The organism is Paracidovorax citrulli (assembly GCF_900100305.1).
Classification (GTDB): domain Bacteria; phylum Pseudomonadota; class Gammaproteobacteria; order Burkholderiales; family Burkholderiaceae_C; genus Paracidovorax; species Paracidovorax citrulli.
In genome coordinates this window covers 84,044-100,781 of record NZ_FNEY01000017.1, presented here as the reverse complement: position 1 = coordinate 100,781, position 16,738 = coordinate 84,044, and the positions used below count along the sequence as shown (strand labels likewise).

Below are 16,738 nucleotides of genomic sequence, written 5' to 3'. Positions count from 1 at the left end.
GTTCGTCTCGCGGCTGATGGAGCACGAGGGCATCTATTACTACCACCAGCATGCGCAGGGCCAGCACACGCTGACGCTGGCCGACGACATCGTGGCCTCGCACCAGCCACTGCCCGGGGCGGCCACGATTCCGTTCTATCCGCCCGAGAAATCGGCGGTGGCCGACCGCGAGAACATCCACGCCTGGGAGCTGCACGAGGAGATCCACTCGGGCCGCTTCTACAACGACGACTACGACTTCAAGAAGCCCAAGGCGGACCTGGCGAACATGCGGCAGATGCCGCCGGGGCACGGCCACGATGCGTACGAGACGTACGAGTGGCCCGGGGGCTACACGGAGTTCGGCGACGGCGAGGCCTATGCACGGGTGCGGCTGCAGGAGAACCTGAGCGGGCGCAGCACGGTGCGCGGCGAGTCGCGCCACCGGTCCCTGGCCACGGGCTACCTCTTCACGCTGGAGAACTACCCGCGCGCAGACCAGAACCAGCAGTACCTGATCACCGGCCTGCAGTACCACTTCAAGGAGAACCCGCGGGTGAGCGCGGCGAACCCGGGGCAGAAGGGCACCGTGCAGGAAGAGGGCTCGTTCCAGCGCTTCACGCTGCAGGCGCAGCCCACGAGCCTGCCGTACACGCCGGCACGGGTGACGCCCAAGCCGAAGACCACGGGGCCGCAGACCGCGGTGGTGGTGGGCCCGCCGGGCGAGGAGATCTGGCCGGACCAGTACGGGCGCGTGAAAGTGCAGTTCCACTGGGACCGGCAGGGTAAGTTCGACGAGCAGTCCAGCTGCTGGATCCGTGTGTCGCAGGGCTGGGCAGGGCAGAACTACGGCAGCATCTACCTGCCGCGCATAGGCCAAGAGGTCATCGTGGATTTCCTCTCCGGAGACCCGGACCAGCCGATCATCACGGGGCGGGTGTACAACGCGGACCAGATGCCGCCGTGGAAGCTGCCGGAGCACAAGACGCAGTCGGGCACGCTCACGCGCTGGAGCAAGGGTGGGGGCGGGGCGAGCATGCTGCGCTTCGAGGACCAGAAGGGGATAGAGCACCTGGAGCTGTCGAACACGTACGGCAACACGTACCTGAACATGGGGTACCTGATGCACCAGGGCACGGGGTCGCAGCGGGGGTATGGCTTCGAGCTGCGCACGGACCTGTGGGGCTCGATCCGCGCGGACAAGGGCCTGCTCATCACCACGTACAACCAGGATTTCACCTCCCGCGTCTCGGTGAACAACCCGGACGGTTTCGAGCACATGGGAGCGACGCTGGCCAACACCGCTTCGCTCATGCAGGAAGCCGGGCAGGCGGTCTCCTCGGCGCAGTCCACCATCGGTACGCTCAATGCGGCGAAATCCTCGCAGATCTCCAGCCTGGGATCAGCCATCGCCGCGATCACGGGCGGCGGTGCGGGAGGCGCGGCCTCGCTCGCCAAGATGGCCTCGGCGCTCTCGGGTGATGGCGGCGGCGCGGAAACCGCCATGCCCACCGACACCGACCCCGCCATGGCCGATGCGCGCAGCCTGATGGACCTGTCACGGGACATCACCAAGCCGGTGGTCTCTATCGTGAGCCCGGAGGGCCAGAGCCTCATCAGCCCCAAGCCGATCGTGGTCAGCTCCGGCCAGAGCACCTCGGTGCGCGCGCAGCAGCACGTGACCGTATCGAGCGGTGCGCAGCTCACGCAGCTGGCCAAAAGCGGCATGCTCACCCATGTCACCGAAGGCGGGCAGACCAATATCGTCTCGGCCGGCGACGTGGCCTCCGTCGCCAAGACCGGCCACATGAACCTCGTGGCGGAGCAGAACATCACCGTGTCGTCCACGGCGCTCAATGCCCACCTGCTGGCCAAGGAAAACGCCGTGGTCAACGCGGAAACCGACACGGTTTTCGTCAGTGCGGGCAAGCACATCACCGAGGTGGCCGGCGAGAGCATCACGCTGGTGTGCGGCAAGGCTTCCATCACCCTCAAAGCCGACGGCACCATCGTGCTCAACGGCGTGAAAGGCGTCTTCAATTTCGAGGACGACCTCGACCAGTTCGGCAAGAAGATCAACCTGAATTGCTGAAAACAGCCCCACCGACGAGAGAAAGCAGACAGCGCATGCGCTACCACTTCCAAGAAGGCCACATCGAAGCCCCGGACCATGTCACCGACCGCACCGTGCATCTGCTCGCGCCCACCCCGGGCACGGGCGAGATGACCGTCGCCATTTCCAAGGATCTGCTCGAAGCCGGCGAAACCCCGCCGGAATTCCTTCAGCGGCAGCTCGGCGACCTGTCGCGGCAGGTCGCCAAGTTCAGCCGGGGCGAGGTGCAGCCGGCCACGCTCGGCGCCCCCGAACAGAAGATCGGCGGCTCGAAATTCACCGTGAGCTACAAGCAACAGGGGCGCATGGTGCACCACGTGCAGTCGCTGTTCCTGCTGCCCGACGGCCGCACCGTGCTCAATCTCACCTTTTCGCTGCCGGTGCCATTCACGGAAGAACACCTGCGGCAGGTCGATGGCGTGCTGGCCAGCTTCGTGCTGCGCCAGTGACACGGGTGGCAAGGTAGGCCGCAAAAACCACGACAGGAGAACACCAGCATGGGAGGCATGGCGGCGGCACGGCAGGCGGACGAGATAGGTCACGTGTCGGTGTGGGCGAGGCTGGCGCGGGTGGGATTGCGGCTGGCGTCGGGGATGGTGGAGACGCTGCTGGTGGCGGGGGTGGTGGCGCTGGCGACGGGGGTGTCGGTGGCGACGATGGGGTGCGGGGCGATCCTCGCGTGCGGGCTGCTGGCGGGGTTCATCGGGGGGGCGACGGGCTGGAGCGACTACAAGGAAAAAAAGATCCAGGAGATGACCGAGGACATCGGGGACCTGGACATCACGGGCACGCTGGGCATCCGCGGGGCGGCGACCGTGCGCATCAACGGCCGCGCGGCGATGCGGGCGGTGGCGGACGCGGCCGTGTGCCGCGACCATGGGCAGCCCAACCCGAACTTCATCGCCGAGGGCTCGGACTCGGTCTTCATCGAGACCTACCCTGCGGCGCGCAAGGGCGACAAGATGATGTGCGCCGCGCAGATCGCCAGCGGCTCGGACGACGTGCTGGTGGGGGGCAACAAGACGGCGTACCTGGAGATCGCCGACGACCGGGCGTGGTGGGAAACGGCGCTGGAGATCGGGGTGGGCCTGGCGATGGGCCGGGGCAACTTCCTGGGCAAGGTGGGGTGCCTGGCGCTGGGGGCGGTGATGGGCATGGCGGGCGACGCGCTGGGCCGGGGATTCCGGGCGCTGATCGGCTACCCGGTGCACCCGGCCACGGGAGGCAAGGTGCTGGACGGCAGCCAGGACACGGACTTCGTGCTGCCCGGGCCGCTGGGCATTGCCTGGCGGCGCTTCTACAGCAGCCATGACCACCGGGGCGGCACCCTGCACGGCGCGGGCTGGAGCGTGCCCTACGAAATCGAGCTGCACGTGGAGCGGCTGGCGGCCGGTGCGCCGCCTTCGCGCATCACCTACGTCAACCCGCAAGGCCGGCACATCGAGCTGCCGGCAGTGGCCCCGGGCACGGCGCTCTTCAACGTCGGCGAGGGCTTCACCCTGGGCTGCACGGCGGGCGGGCACTACGAGGTGGGCGAGCTCGACCACGTCGCCTGGCAGTTCGGCCCGGCGCCCCAGGAGGCGGGCACGCACGTGCTGAAACTGCTGCGCATCCGCGACCGGTTCGGGCACTGGGTGGGGCTGCGCTACGACGGCGAGCGGCGCCTGGCGGGCATCGCGGACCACCTGGGGCGGCTGCTGCGGCTGGATTACCAGGCAGGAACTCGCCTGGTCGCCGCGATCCACCTCGTGCAGGCGGCGCCGGGCGAGCAGCTGGGCCTGCTGGCGACCTACCGCTACGACGCGGGCGGCCAGCTCGCCGACGTGCAGGACCGCACGCGCGCGACCGTGCGGCGCTTCGCGTATTCCGAGGGCCTGATGGTGCGCCAGGAGGACGCGGCCGGCTTCGCGTGCCACTACGCCTGGGAGGATGCGGCGCAGGCCAGCGGCCCCGAGCGGCAGGATGGTGCCCGGGGACCCGATGGCCGGCACCTGCGCGACCGCCGGGTGGTGCGGCACTGGACGGAGGACGGCGAGAGCTACGCCATTGCCTATGGCGTGGACGGCAGCTTCGATGGCGGCCCCGCCGGCGAGACCGGCGGCTGGACACGGTCAACCGACCAGCTCGGGCGCGAGGAGCGCTGGCAGTGGGACCGCTGGCACAACCTCACGGCCTACACCAACGCGGTGGGCGCCACGTGGCGGCTCGCGTGGAACGAGCGGCGCGAGCTGCTGTCGTGCACGCGGCCCTCGGGGGCGACCACCACCTTCCAGTACGACGACAACGGCATGCAGACGGGCGTGGTGGACCCGCTGGGGCGGCTCACGCGCACGCTCTGGGACAGCCAGTGGTTCGAGCCGCTGCGCACCACGGGCCCGGACGGGGCCACGTGGCGCTACGAATACGACCGCCAGGGCCTGCTGGTGCAGGAGACGGCGCCCGATGGCGGAGTGACGCGCTACGCCTACGACGCGCAGGGCCAGGTGGTGCAGATCCAGGACGCGCTGGGCGGGGCCAGGACGCTGCAGTGGAACGAGCGGGGCCTGCTGGTGCGCCATACCGACTGCTCGGGGCGCACGACGCGCTACGGCTGGGACGGCTGGGGCCAGCTGCAATCGGTGACCGATGCGCTGGGCCAGCAGACGCAGGGCGTGGTGGACGCGCGCGGGCAGCTGCGCTCGCTGAGGCTGCCCGACGGCAGCAGCCAGGGATTCGAATACGACGCGGGCGGGCGGCTGGTGGAGCACACGGACGCGCTCTCGCGGGCCACGCGCTACGGGCACAACGTGCGCGGGCAGCTGCTGTGGCGGCGCGACGCGCAGGGACGGGAGATCGGGGCGGCGCACGATGGGGCGCACCGGCTCTCGGCGCTCGCCACGGAAAACGGCGGCGTCTATCGGTTCCGCTACGACGACGCGGACCGGATGGTGGAGGAAGAGCGCCTGGACGGCACGCGGGTGGGGCTGGAATACGACGCGGACGGGCACGTGGTGGCGGTGGTGCACCACCCGGCGCGGGGCGAGGATGTGTTCCACGAACTGGAGACCCAGGCGCAGGAAGGCACGCTGCGGGAAGGCCCGGCGGGCCAGAACGCTCAGGCGCCCAGGCGCACGGATCTGCAGCGCGACGCGCTGGGGCGGCTGGTGGAAAAGCGGGTGGGCGGCAGCGTGCTGCGCTACCGCTACGACGCGGGCGGGCGGCTGGTGGAGGCATCGCGCTGGCGGCGCCAGGCCGGAGCGCAAGCCGAATCCAAAGCCGACACTGAAGCCGAGACCCTGGAGCTGCAGCACACGACACGCTTCGAATACGACGCGCTGGGCCGCATCGTGGCCGAGCATGCGCAGGATGCGGAAAGTGGCCGGACGCACACGCTGCGGCATGAACACGACGCGCTGGGCAACCGCACGCGCACGCAGCTGCCGGCGGTCAACAGCCGTGCGGGCCGGGCCGTGCTGCGGCGCAGCCTGAACTACCTGCACTACGGCTCGGGGCACCTGCACCAGATCAACCTGGGGCTGGCCGAGGAACTGGCGCAGGTAGCACCCCAGGAGTCGCTGCCGGGTGAAACGCTGCAGGCCAGTGGCCTGGACAACGTGCTGCCCGAACCGGTACGCGAAGTGCACCGGCTCATCGCCGACATCGAGCGCGACGCACTGCACCGGGAGGTGCTGCGCACACAGGGTACCTTGGCCACGCGCTACGCGCTGGACGCGCTGGGACGGCGCACGGGCAGTTGGACGCGCTCCGGGCTGGGCCTGCAGGACGCGGCGGGCGAGGACTGGCGCGCGGCATGGCAGCAGCAGGTGGAGGCGCTGGCCCAGCGCGGCCCCTCGGCGGCCGTGGGGCTGCTCAAGCAGTACCGCTACGACGCGGTGGGCGAGCTGCGCGAGAGCGTGCACAGCCACAAGGGGCGCACGAGCTGGCGCTACGACGCCACGGGGCGGGTGGAGCAGGTGCTGCGCGCGGGCCCCGGGGCGCAGCCGGGCGAGGGCGTGCAGGGCCGCTCGGAAGAAGTGTTCCGCTACGACCCGGCGGGCAACCTGCTGGATGCGAGCCTGGCGTCGCGCATGGCGGCCAACGACGGGGGCCCTGGCGGCGCCGGTAGCCCCGGCACGGGCTCCACGGGCTACCTGCGCGACAACCTGGTGCGGGTGTACGAGGACAAGCGCTTCGCCTACGACGGGTTCGCGCGGCTGCGCGAGAAGCGCATCGGGCGGCACACGGTGCAGCGCTTCGAGTGGGACGACGAAGACCAGTTGGTGGCGGTGGAGACCACGCGCCACCCGGGCACGGCCCAGGCCACGCGCCAGCGGGTGGAGTTCCGCTACGACGCGCTGGGCCGGCGCATCGCCAAGCAGGACGCGTTCGGGCGCACGGAGTTCATCTGGGAGGGCATGCTGCTGATCGAGGAGCGGCGCGGCTCCAAGGTGGTGAGCTACGTGTACGAGCCGGGCAGCTACGTGCCGCTGGCGCGCATCGATGCGGACGGGCAGCGGCTGGAAGGCAGCGGGCATGGCGGACTCGTGGGCGGTGCAGGATCGGATGCCGCAGGCCGGGCAACCTCAGCCAACCCAGGCACTGGCTACGCCTCGCTGAACCCGATGGCCGCGCCCGGCAGCAGCGCGGCAGGGCAGGCTGCTTCTGCGTCAGCCCAGACCCCGGCCGAATCGCGCCTGCGCGCCAGCGCCCAGGTGAGCTACTTCCACAACGACCCCTCGGGCCTGCCGGAAGAGGTGACGGACGAAGCCGGCGAGGTGCGCTGGCGCGCGAGCTGGCGCACCTGGGGCAGCGCGCTGGAGGAGCGCTGGGAGGCCGTGCGCATCGACGGCAGCGCCATTCCCGCGGTGCAGCAGCGGCACAGGAACGAGGACACGCTGGAGCAGAACCTGCGCCTGCAGGGCCAGTACCTGGACCGCGAGACGGGGCTGCACTACAACACCTTCCGGTACTACGACCCGGATGTGGGGCGGTTCATCAGTCCGGATCCGATCGGGTTGGCGGGTGGACTCAACCTGCAGCGGTATGCAGCCAACCCCATATCGTGGATCGATCCGCTGGGTCACGAAAATTATGTGATTATTGGAGAAGGGCAGGATGCCGTAAATAGATATGCGAAAATCATGTCGGACAACCCAAAACTCAAGGGTCATGAATTCAGAACGATTCAAGATGACTGGAAGCCGATGATGAGAAAGTCTGGAGCAAGCCGTTTGGAGTTCGGCAGCGCGGAATGGGAGCGCAAGGCAATTCAGGCGAATGTTGACTGGATCAAGGACAGACATGCCGAAGGGTATAAATTCATCGACATTGGCGAAGACGGCTCTCCAAACAGAAGTTCTTTCTACAAGGCAGAGAAGGACGCGCTCTCTGCGCTGGGTGTAAAGCCCATGAAGGGGAACTCCACTCACATCGCAGCAGCCCGGGCAGCTGCGAAACCCAGTGGAAGACCGCCGTCAAAAACAGGATGCTGAAATGCTGGATTTCTCTGACGATTGTTTTGAGACTTATATTCATGTGCCCATCCATCCGGACCGGGAGCCCATGATGAATGATTATTATCGCCGTGTCCTGGGATTTTCGGGAGAGTACAGTGAATTCTGGGTGCGGGAGGACGGTTCGCTGAGGCTTCAGTTCAAGGACGTCAAAAATATCGATGAAATCAACAGGCTTGGAGCCCCCTCCCTCGCGAGCATTTTCATGCCAGGCGATTTCATTGGCCTTTGCGATCGCTGGGTGCGTGCCGGGGCGAAAATCGAACTGCTCCTCCTCGATCCGGTCGGTTTCACTGCTGTTGTCGTTGATCCTGCAATGAACCGCCTCGAATTCAGAGGCGACAACAATCCCGGAAATTCAGGTGTCGATATAAGCGCCTGGGATTTTTTCAGAAGTCTCTGATGGCGGGTTGTGCAGGTGAAGCTGTCAACCGGATGACAGGTTCGGAGCAGGGTTGGATTTTTGATGATTTCATCCATTTTTCCCAATCTGTTTTTTCCAGATGCCGCGCTGTTGGTTCGATTCTACGTTGTGGAGCTGTCGCTTTTTGAGGTTTCAATCGATTATGGAATGGGCTCATGCTTGATCGTCGCGAAAGACAACCCGCATGTTGGATTGGTTATTTCCGAGGGCGATCCGGCTCCTGCTTCTTCCCGGCCCCTGTTCACCATGGGCGTGACGGAAATCGAGGCTCTTTTCCACAGGCTGGCGAATTTTAATTTCTCGACAGGGGCCGAATTGCTGACAAAGCGATCCCTCTTCGAGTGGCCTCTCGGCCAGAGCATGACCTTGAAGGATCCCGCGGGCAATATTTTTATTATCGAATCCTCTTACGCTGCCTGATGTGCTGGAGTCAGGCGCGGTTCTACAGGCAGCCTCCTTCGATTGACCACGTCATCGCCCAATGCCGGGCATGTTGTCCAGTACGAAACTCCAGGTCCCGACCGAAATGGCCGCCATCTTCTTGCGCACCATTGCGTCCGTGAGGGGATACTGCCACCAGCGGCGAAACCAGCTGATGAATTCCCCGCACCGCCCGTCACCCCACAGCCCAGGAGTTCCTGTCCATGCCGTCATCCATTTCACCGGACCTCATCGCCGCCCTGGCACCCACCGGCCGGCTCCGCGCTTCCATCAACCTGGGCAACCCCCTGCTGGCCCACCGGAAGACCGATGGCGAGCCGGACGGGGTGTCCGTGGACCTCGCCCGCGCATTCGCCCGCCAGCTGGGCGTGGAGCCCGAGTGGCTGGTGTTCGACAAGGCGGCCGAATCGGTCCAGGCTGTCAGGCAGGGCCAGGCGGACATCGGCTTCTTCGCGGTGGACCCACTGCGCGGCGAGGGCATCGCCTTCACCGCGCCCTACGTGCTGATCGAGGGGGCCTATCTGGTGCGGGATGGCTCACCCATCACGGACAACGCGCAGGTGGACCAGGCCGGGACGACGGTCACGGTGGGGCAGGGGAGTGCCTACGACCTTTTCCTGACGCGTGAACTGAAGGCTGCGCGGATCGTGCGCGCGGCCAATTCCCAGGCGGTGGTGGAAACCTTCCTGGCGCAATCGCTGGATGTGGCGGCGGGCGTGCGGCAGCAACTGGAGGCCGATGCGCGCCAGCACGCAGGACTGCGCCTGCTGCCAGGGCGGTTCATGGTGATCCAGCAGGCCATGGGCCTGCCCGGAAACCGCCCGGAAACGGCCGTGCAGTGCCTGCGGGATTTCGTGGAGGCAATGAAGGTCCGGGGTTTCGTGGCAGAAGCGCTGAAGCGGCATGGGGTCCAGGGTGCATCGGTCGCCCCTGCGGCAGCGGCCACCTGATCCGCTGACGCCTGCATTCCCGATGCGATGCGCAGCCGGCCGACATGGGGCGGCTGTCCGTACCGACAGGCAGGTGGGGCCATGACGCTGCAGCATGCATGTTTTGCTTCCAAGGAGAACCGCCGTGCGATTCCTTTCGCTCCGTCATCCCGTTCCGTCCCGTCGCCACGCCCGCCTCGCCCTGGCGGCCGTGGTGCTGGCCTGTTCGGCGGCCGGGCCCGTCCTGGCCCAGCAGGCTGCGCAGCCGTCCCAACCCACGCCGGCGCCCCTGCCGGAAAAGAAGACCCAGGGCGCCCTGCGCTACACCTGCGGCGGTATCGGCGTGGACGAGTCCACGGCCCTGCGCGCCGCGATGAAGGACCATCCCCTGTCGCTGCTGTTCGCGGCGGGTGGCGGCGCCTACCTGGCGGATGTCCAGGTGAAACTGGTTCCGCAGGGCTGGGGCGATGCCGGGGCGCTTTCTTTCACCGCCACCGGCCCGGTCTGCCTGCTGGACCTGCCGGCGGGCAGCTATGAGGTGGAGGCCACTTCCGGCGGCAAGCAGAAGCGCCAGACGGTGATGGTGGACAAGGAGCCGAAAACGCTGGATTTCCGCTTCTGACGCAGGTCACCGCGCTGCCAGCAGGTGCTGGACGATCTCCTCCCATTCCGCGGGCTCGACCGGGGTGATGGACAGGCGATTGCCGCGCTGCAGCACGCGCATGTTCGCCAGCGCGGGACTCTCCCGCAGTTCGGCCAGGCCGACCAGGCGGGTTTTGCGCAGCGCCTGCACATCCAGCAGCAGCCATCGGGGTCGGGCGGGCGTGGACTTGGGGTCGTGGTAGGGCGACGCCGGATCGAATTGCGTCGGATCGGCGCGCGTGCCCGAAGCCACGCGCGCGATGCCGGCGATGCCCGGTTCGGGGCAGCTGGAGTGATAGAACAGCACCCCGTCGCCCACGCGCATGGCATCGCGCATGAAGTTGCGGGCCTGGTAATTGCGCACGCCGGTCCAGGGCACCGTGGCGCCGGGCGCCGCCAGCGCATCGTCGATGGAGCATTCATCCGGCTCGGACTTCATGAGCCAGTAACGGGGCGCGCCGGGTTCGGCGCTGTCGTCGGGGGCGGTGGCGGGCACTGTCATGGCCCGATTGTGCGCCGCTTGCCCGTACCGCCCCAGCGCGGGTCACCATCGTCCGGAATGGCCAGGGGATTGCGCGACGGCTCCGACAAGGGGGCCAGCAGGGCGCGCAGGTCGTCTTCGCTGAATTTCGGCGCGCCGGCGGTGTCGTGGCCCAGCACGCCGTCCGCCAGGGCCTGCTTGCGTGCCTGCAGTTCCAGCATGCGCTCCTCGATGCTGCCTTCGGCCACCAGGTGGTGGATGAAGACGGGCTTGTCCTGGCCGATGCGGTGGGCGCGGGCCGACGCCTGCTCCATCACCGCCGGATTCCACCAGGGGTCGAGGTGGACCACGGTATCGGCGGCCGTGAGGTTCAGTCCGGTGCCCCCGGCCTTCAGGCTGGCCAGCAGGATGGGAGCAGAGCCTTCGGCCGACGGATCCTGGAACCGGCGCACCACGGATGCGCGCTGGCGCGGCGCGGTGGCCCCCGTCAGCGCCAGCCAGGGCAGGCGCAGCGCGTCCAGCCGCTGTCCTGCGAGGTCTAGCATGCCGGTGAACTGCGAGAACACCAGCACCCGCCGTCCTTCGGCGACCAGCGGGGGCAGCAGTTCGGCCAGCCGGTCCAGCTTGGCGCTTTCCATGCCGGACGCATCCGGCAGCCCTTTCACCAGGCGAGGGTCGCAGCAGACCTGCCGCAGCTTGAGCAGCGCATCCAGGATGGTGATGAGCCCGCCTTCGAAGCCCTGGCGCTCCAGCACGCGCCGGACCTGCTTGTCCGCGCCGGTGCGCACTGCCTCGTAGAGTTCGCGTTGCCGGCCCTGGAGCGCCACGCGCTCGGTGATGGTGGTGCGCGGCGGCAGCTCCGGTGCCACATCGTCCTTGCGGCGCCGCAGGATGAAGGGCCGCACGCGCCGGGCCAGCAACTCGGCGCGCAGGGTTTCGCCGTTCTCCTCGATGGGTTTGCGCCAGCGCTGCGCGAAGCTGCGCGCGTTGCCGAGAAAGCCGGGCATGAGGAAGTCGAAATGCGTCCAGAGTTCGCCCAGGTGGTTTTCCAGCGGCGTTCCGGTCAGGCACAGCAGATGGTTCGCGCGCAGCCGGCGCAGCACGCGTGCGCCCCGGCTGCCTGCGTTCTTGGCCATTTGCGCCTCGTCGAGGATGAGCAGATGCCAGGCCTGCGCCGCCAGCGCATCGGCATCCCGCCAGAGCAGGGGATAGGTGGTGAGGACGAGGTCGCTGGCGGCCGCGCGCGGAAAGTCGCGGGCCCGGTCGGGGCCGTGCAGCGCCAGCACGCGCAGGCCCGGTGCCATGCGCGCGGCCTCGGCCTGCCAGTTGAAGAGCAGCGAGGTCGGCACCACCACCAGCGCCGGCCACTGCAGCCTGCCCGCCTCTTTTTCCGCCAGCACGTGCGCCAGGGCCTGCGCGGTCTTGCCCAGGCCCATGTCGTCCGCCAGGATGCCCCCCAGGCCCTGGGCGCGAAGGTACTGCAGCCAGTCCAGTCCTTCGCGCTGGTAGGGGCGCAGCGTCACGGCCAGGCCGAGCGGCGCCGGCACCGGCTGCGGCGTTCCTTCCTCCCGCAGCCGCTGCGCGAGTTGTGCGAGGCCCGCGTCGCCCAGCAGTTGCCAGCCGAGATCGTGCCCGGTGTGCGCCTGCCTGCGTGCCACGCGGCCGGACTGGTCCAGGGCCGCGCGCAGCGCCTCGATGCGCCGCGCTTCCCAGGCGCCCAGCCGGAACGGATCGCCTGGCCGCCGCTGGTGCAGGGCCGGGTCGGTGAGCAAATCCACCATGGCCCCCACGATGGCCTTGAGCGGCGCGGCGGGCGCATCGATACGGCGGCCGCCGGGCGCGCGCAGCTGGACCGTGGAGTGGTCATCGATCGCCGCCAGTGCGCGGGCATCCAACCATCGGGGATCACGGCGCAACAGATCGGCCACCATGGGCGCGAGATCCAGGGTTTCCCCGTCGATGTCCACGCCCAGGCTCAGCAGCCACGCCCCCTCGCGCTCCGGCAGCCGCAGTTTCTGCACCGGCCGCGCGCGCGGCGCCACGGTGTCGGCCTCCCTTCCGGGCCCCTCGCCCGCGGCGTGGTCCAGGATGAGCCGCCAGCGCGATACCGGGGTACTTTCGTGGGCGAAACCGGGCGTCACCACCACCGACCACCCGGCGGCCCGCAGGCGCGGCACCGCGTCGGCCCAGAAGTCGCCGAAGGCCGCTTCCTGCGGCAGCGTCCATGCCGGGCCCGGAGGGACGGCCGCAACGGCGGCGCCGTCCGGCCCAGGCGCCTGTTCGGCCAGCGCACTGCCCACGAGACCCAGTGCGTCGCCCGGCCCGCGCCACTGCAGCCGGTCCGCGGGTACCGGCACGAGACCCGTGTCGCGCAGGGCGTCCACGGCGTCGGCTTCGGCACGCACGTCGCGGTGCAGCCAGGCTCCCGCGGCTCCGGGCACCGCCATGCGTGCCGGTGGCCGCGTATTGAGGACGCTGACAGGGGCGGGCTCCGTCCAGAGGGATCCATCTTCCAGCCGGTAGGTCCAGTCCACCCAGGCCAGCGTCACCTGGCCGCCGCGGGGGCCGATGCCGCCGTGCGCCCGCATGCCCAGCAGCCCGTCTCCGCGGCCCAGCGTGCGCAAGGTGAGCCGGGGCTGGAAGGTGGACGCGCTGGAGAAAGGAGGGACCGTGGTGGAACCGTCTGCGGAGGCGCTGTGCGCCGGGGATGCCGCCGGCGCGGGAGAAGCCCGCCGTGAAGCGCGTGCCTCCCGCAGCCGTTCCATGGCCCGGCGCGCCTGGACATCCGTCAGGAGAGGAAGGTCTGCCAAGGCCTCCGCACCGAGCGATGCGCCCAGCGCGTCCACCCAGGCCTGTACGGCGGAGTCATCCGGCACATCGGAGGTGGGGGTGGACGGCAGCGGCGCGCCGGGACGACGGGGCATGCCGGCATTGTGCAGCCGGGCCAGGGCGTCTGGAGCCCCCCGGGCGGCTTCACTGCTCCCGCGGTGCATCCTCGCCAGGGGCGGGCAGCAGCAGTCCTGCCGCCTTGGCCACCTGGACACAGTCGCGCAGGTGGAGTTCACCCAGGTAGCGCAGCGTGGCGTAGCCCAGCGCGGCGGATGCGGCCTGGCCCGCCAGGGGGACGAACTTGGCTGCCTGCTGGGCCGTCAGGCGCACCCCGATGAGGCGCAGGGCGCGCATGACCAGTTCGCGGGTGACGAGGCGGCCGATCAGGGCGGAGCCCACCATGCCCACGGCCTTCTGCACCTGCTCGCGCTTGTGCGGCGTGAGCCGGTCGATCTGTTGGGGTGTGAGGCCGAATTCAGCGTTGATTTCGGGGATGAGCCGTGTCAGCAGGGCGGCATCCACGGCCCAGTCGAGCCCGGGAACAGGGACGACGCCGGCCGCGGCGGCCATGAGGGCGCGGCGGTGGAGAAGCTTGCGGCTGCGCCGCACAGCGGATTCCAGCGCCGGATGGCCCCAGGCCATGGCATGGGCATCCGATGGTGGCGCCGTACCACCCGCCTGCTCGGCATCACCGGAAGAAGGGGAAAAGAGGCCGGCCATGTCCGTGCCTGGTCGCGCCGGTTCAGGATTTGCTGCGCACCATTCCGTAAATCACCAGCAGGACGATGGCGCCGACGATGGAGGCGATCCACCCCGCGGCCTCTCCCTGCTGGTACCAGCCCATGGCAACGCCCACGTAGGTGGCCAGGAAGGAGCCCGCCACCCCGAGCAGGGACGTCATGATCCAGCCTAGCTTGTCATCCCCGGGCTTGAGCGCACGGGCGAGCAGACCCACGACGAGGCCGACGAGCAGGGTACCGATGAGGGAAAACATGGCGTGTGATCGCTTTCGACGGAAGGTAGAGACAAGGGATGCCGGTACGTGTGCTGCGTACCTCGCTTCGGAATCTACCCGGGCGAACTCTACCGTCGTGTCGGACAAGGAGCATAGCGGCCACGAAAAACGTGGCCGTCGGTAGCGCAAGCGGTGGCGATGTCGGAGTGCTCCCACAGTGCGACGGGGGAGCTTCCGGTGGCCGGCCCCCGGCGGGCAGCCTATCGTGTGACCGTGTGCCACGCCCCGCGACGAACGCAAGGAATGCCTGGTGAACGCTTCTCTTCTTCGGATGCTGTCCATGCCCCTGCTTCCGTCCCTGCGGGACGGCGCCGCGGAGCATCACGGCCAGAGGGCAGTGAACGGGGCTGGAGGGAGTCCGGGTTCGCCGTTCATGGAGCGCAGGAGCGGGCTGCCGGAATGCAAGGCCCCCGGCGTGGCCGGGCAGGCAAGCCGATCAGTTCAGCGGGTTCTGCGCCGAGGCGGAGGGTTGCACGCCGCTGGCGGACTGGTCTTCGCTGAGCACGCGGCGGGCTCCGTTGAAGCGGCGCTGCCAGTACGAAGCGCTCATGTCTTCCACGCGGACTTCCGCACCGCTGCGCGGCGAATGGATGAACTTGCCATCGCCCAGATACAGGCCCACATGGCTGTAGGCTCGGCGCATGGTGTTGAAGAAGACGAGGTCTCCGGGCTGGAGATCCTTCTTGTCGATGGTTTCGGTGGCTGCGGCCTGTTCGTTGGCCCGGCGGGGGAGGGCGAGACCGATGGTCTGGCCGTAGATCGCACGGATGAACCCGCTGCAATCGAAACCGCTGTCGGCCGTGTTGCCTCCTCGGCGGTAAGGAACGCCGAGGAAGCCCATTGCGGTGGAGATCAGTTCGCCGGTGCGATCCTGAACACTGGCCCGCACGTCACGCAGCTGATTGAGCACCTGCTGCCTGTCGATCAGGAATCGATCCAGGTCATCAGTGGCCGATGTGGCTGCGTTGTTGTGGGGAGCGGCATGGGCGGTGGCGCAAACCAGTAACAAAAGGCAAATCCAACGTGACATGGGGCGCGAGAGTATCACGCGTTGGCCTTGTTTTAATTGCAAAAAATGTAGCTGCAGGTCTTTTTCCATGGCCTGGGGCTATCGTCGAGCGTGTTTCTCCAGTCCGTTATCCAGTAACACCTGGGCGGTGGAGCGGCTCTTTGTCCGACACGAGGAAGCACCTTGACTTCACGGAAAATCAATGCAATTGTGAGAAATTCGCTGCAGTTCGGCGTTGTTCTATCGTTGATGGCGACAGGATGCGCGTGCGTTGCAGCAGCGGAAACCGGGCCTGCGCCCGTCCGTCCCGTGGAATCCTCCGTGTCTGTCACAGTTGATGACATCACGGATGGGTTGTCCAGCCCGTGGGCACTGGCATTTCTTCCTGATGGTCGTTTCCTTGTGACGGAACGGACCGGCCGGCTACGGGTGATCGATGCGAAGGGGGTGAAAAGCGCTCCGCTGTCGGGTCTTCCGCCCTTGGCCGTGGGTGGGCAGGGCGGATTGCTCGATGTCGCGACGGACGCGCAATTCGACCGCAACCGGCGCATCTTCTTCTGCTTCTCCGAGCCGGACGGGCGGAACGGCGACGTGAATGGCACGGCCCTGGCCAGCGCGGTGCTGCCGCCGGGCGAAAAGGCGCTGCAGGATGTGCGCATCATCTTTCGCCAGCAGCCCAAGGTGGCGAGCCGCCTGCATTTCGGATGCCGTATCGCCCAGGCGGGAGACGGGTCGATTTTCCTCACCCTGGGTGAGCGCTTCGAACGCAAGGACGATGCGCAGAAGCTGGACAACCACCTGGGCAAGGTCGTGCATGTGATGCCTGACGGCTCGCCCGCACCCGGCAATCCCTTCGTCGGGCGGCCCGGTGGGCTTCCGGAGATATGGAGCTGGGGGCACCGCAATTCCCAGGGCGCGGTGATCGGGCCGGATGGCAGGTTGTGGATGCACGAGCACGGCCCCCAGGGCGGCGATGAAATCAACGTGCCGCAGGCCGGGCGCAACCATGGCTGGCCCGTGGTCACCTTCGGCGAGAACTATGGCGGCGGAAAGATCGGCGAAGGGCTGACGCAGAAGGCCGGCATGGAGCCGCCGCTGCATTACTGGGTACCGTCGATCGCCCCATCGGGCATGGCGTTCCTGACGAGCGATCGCTATGGGTCTGCATGGAAAGGCAGCCTGTTCATCGGTTCGCTGAAGTTCGCGCGCCTGCATCGCCTGGAGTTGAAAGACGGGCGGGTCGTGCGGGACGAGTTCCTGCTCGCTCGCCTGGGCCAGCGGATTCGGGACGTGCGCCAGGGGCCCGACGGCTGGCTCTATGTGCTGACGGACGGTCCGCAGGGCCGGCTGCTGCGGCTGCGTCCGGCTGGTTCCTGACGAAGCG

At 68.1% G+C, this 16,738-nt stretch carries 13 protein-coding genes; 8 read left to right on the top strand and 5 right to left on the bottom strand.

Translation table 11 applies throughout. The features are described 5' to 3' along the window. From BLR99_RS13110 to BLR99_RS13085, 7 genes are all read left to right on the top strand, one after another. Positions 1-2,071 (top strand): type VI secretion system Vgr family protein (locus tag BLR99_RS13110; protein ID WP_074687267.1); only part of this gene is annotated, 2,071 nt, incomplete at its 5' end. Positions 2,072-2,106: 35 nt separating this feature from the next. Continuing rightward, positions 2,107-2,541, top strand: coding sequence for a DUF1795 domain-containing protein (locus tag BLR99_RS13105; RefSeq protein ID WP_011795928.1), 435 nt, complete (start codon positions 2,107-2,109; stop codon positions 2,539-2,541). Positions 2,542-2,589: 48 nt separating this feature from the next. Continuing rightward, positions 2,590-7,563 carry an RHS repeat-associated core domain-containing protein gene (locus tag BLR99_RS13100; protein ID WP_048857589.1) on the top strand — a complete coding sequence of 1,658 codons (4,974 nt, stop codon included), beginning with the start codon at positions 2,590-2,592 and terminating at the stop codon, positions 7,561-7,563. A 1-nt stretch (position 7,564) separates the two neighbouring features. Then, entirely contained in the window at positions 7,565-7,987 is a 423-nt protein-coding gene (locus BLR99_RS13095) for a hypothetical protein (protein WP_017438611.1), read from the top strand. A 63-nt stretch (positions 7,988-8,050) separates the two neighbouring features. Next, positions 8,051-8,428 (top strand): VOC family protein, encoded by a 378-nt coding sequence (locus tag BLR99_RS22600; RefSeq protein ID WP_017438610.1) that lies wholly within the window; start codon positions 8,051-8,053, stop codon positions 8,426-8,428. A 224-nt stretch (positions 8,429-8,652) separates the two neighbouring features. Next, complete coding sequence (locus BLR99_RS13090; RefSeq protein WP_017438609.1) at positions 8,653-9,399, top strand: ABC transporter substrate-binding protein; 747 nt, start codon at positions 8,653-8,655, stop codon at positions 9,397-9,399. A gap of 124 nt (positions 9,400-9,523) precedes the next feature. Next, the gene (locus BLR99_RS13085) at positions 9,524-10,000 is read left to right on the top strand and encodes a hypothetical protein (RefSeq protein WP_017438608.1); all 477 of its coding nucleotides are present in this window, start codon (positions 9,524-9,526) and stop codon (positions 9,998-10,000) included. 6 nt (positions 10,001-10,006) lie between these two features. Here BLR99_RS13085 and BLR99_RS13080 read toward each other — a convergent pair whose 3' ends face one another. The 5 genes from BLR99_RS13080 to BLR99_RS13060 form a co-directional block, all read right to left on the bottom strand. Next, on the bottom strand, positions 10,007-10,522 hold the full coding sequence (locus BLR99_RS13080) for an EVE domain-containing protein (RefSeq protein ID WP_017438607.1): 516 nt from the start codon (positions 10,520-10,522) through the stop codon (positions 10,007-10,009). Continuing rightward, complete coding sequence (locus BLR99_RS13075) at positions 10,519-13,425, bottom strand: DEAD/DEAH box helicase (protein ID WP_074687263.1); 2,907 nt, start codon at positions 13,423-13,425, stop codon at positions 10,519-10,521. The genes BLR99_RS13080 and BLR99_RS13075 overlap by 4 nt, the downstream gene beginning before the upstream one ends. Before the next feature lie 49 nt (positions 13,426-13,474). Beyond that, complete coding sequence (locus BLR99_RS13070) at positions 13,475-13,972, bottom strand: hypothetical protein (RefSeq protein WP_046059596.1); 498 nt, start codon at positions 13,970-13,972, stop codon at positions 13,475-13,477. Between the two features lie 100 nt (positions 13,973-14,072). Next, entirely contained in the window at positions 14,073-14,324 is a 252-nt protein-coding gene (locus BLR99_RS13065; protein ID WP_011795920.1) for a GlsB/YeaQ/YmgE family stress response membrane protein, read from the bottom strand. A 457-nt stretch (positions 14,325-14,781) separates the two neighbouring features. Continuing rightward, positions 14,782-15,375: a C40 family peptidase gene (locus BLR99_RS13060; protein ID WP_017438871.1), complete on the bottom strand. Its 594-nt coding sequence runs from the start codon at positions 15,373-15,375 to the stop codon at positions 14,782-14,784. Positions 15,376-15,603: 228 nt separating this feature from the next. On the opposite strand from BLR99_RS13060, the gene BLR99_RS13055 reads away from it, so the two are divergent. Continuing rightward, entirely contained in the window at positions 15,604-16,731 is a 1,128-nt protein-coding gene (locus BLR99_RS13055; protein ID WP_017438872.1) for a PQQ-dependent sugar dehydrogenase, read from the top strand. The last annotated feature ends 7 nt before the right edge of the window (positions 16,732-16,738 follow it).

What these genes read in the sequence shown, in the direction of transcription:
- BLR99_RS13105 (WP_011795928.1), top strand. Translation starts at nt 2,107, where the DNA reads ATGCGCTACCACTTCCAAGAAGGCCACATCGAAGCCCCGGACCATGTC.
- BLR99_RS13055 (WP_017438872.1), top strand. Translation starts at nt 15,604, where the DNA reads ATGGCGACAGGATGCGCGTGCGTTGCAGCAGCGGAAACCGGGCCTGCG.
- BLR99_RS13070 (WP_046059596.1), bottom strand. Translation starts at nt 13,972, where the DNA reads ATGGCCTGGGGCCATCCGGCGCTGGAATCCGCTGTGCGGCGCAGCCGC.
- BLR99_RS13075 (WP_074687263.1), bottom strand. Translation starts at nt 13,425, where the DNA reads ATGCCCCGTCGTCCCGGCGCGCCGCTGCCGTCCACCCCCACCTCCGAT.
- BLR99_RS13080 (WP_017438607.1), bottom strand. Translation starts at nt 10,522, where the DNA reads ATGACAGTGCCCGCCACCGCCCCCGACGACAGCGCCGAACCCGGCGCG.
- BLR99_RS13090 (WP_017438609.1), top strand. Translation starts at nt 8,653, where the DNA reads ATGCCGTCATCCATTTCACCGGACCTCATCGCCGCCCTGGCACCCACC.
- BLR99_RS13065 (WP_011795920.1), bottom strand. Translation starts at nt 14,324, where the DNA reads ATGTTTTCCCTCATCGGTACCCTGCTCGTCGGCCTCGTCGTGGGTCTG.
- BLR99_RS13095 (WP_017438611.1), top strand. Translation starts at nt 7,565, where the DNA reads ATGCTGGATTTCTCTGACGATTGTTTTGAGACTTATATTCATGTGCCC.
- BLR99_RS22600 (WP_017438610.1), top strand. Translation starts at nt 8,051, where the DNA reads ATGATTTCATCCATTTTTCCCAATCTGTTTTTTCCAGATGCCGCGCTG.
- BLR99_RS13060 (WP_017438871.1), bottom strand. Translation starts at nt 15,375, where the DNA reads ATGTCACGTTGGATTTGCCTTTTGTTACTGGTTTGCGCCACCGCCCAT.
- BLR99_RS13100 (WP_048857589.1), top strand. Translation starts at nt 2,590, where the DNA reads ATGGGAGGCATGGCGGCGGCACGGCAGGCGGACGAGATAGGTCACGTG.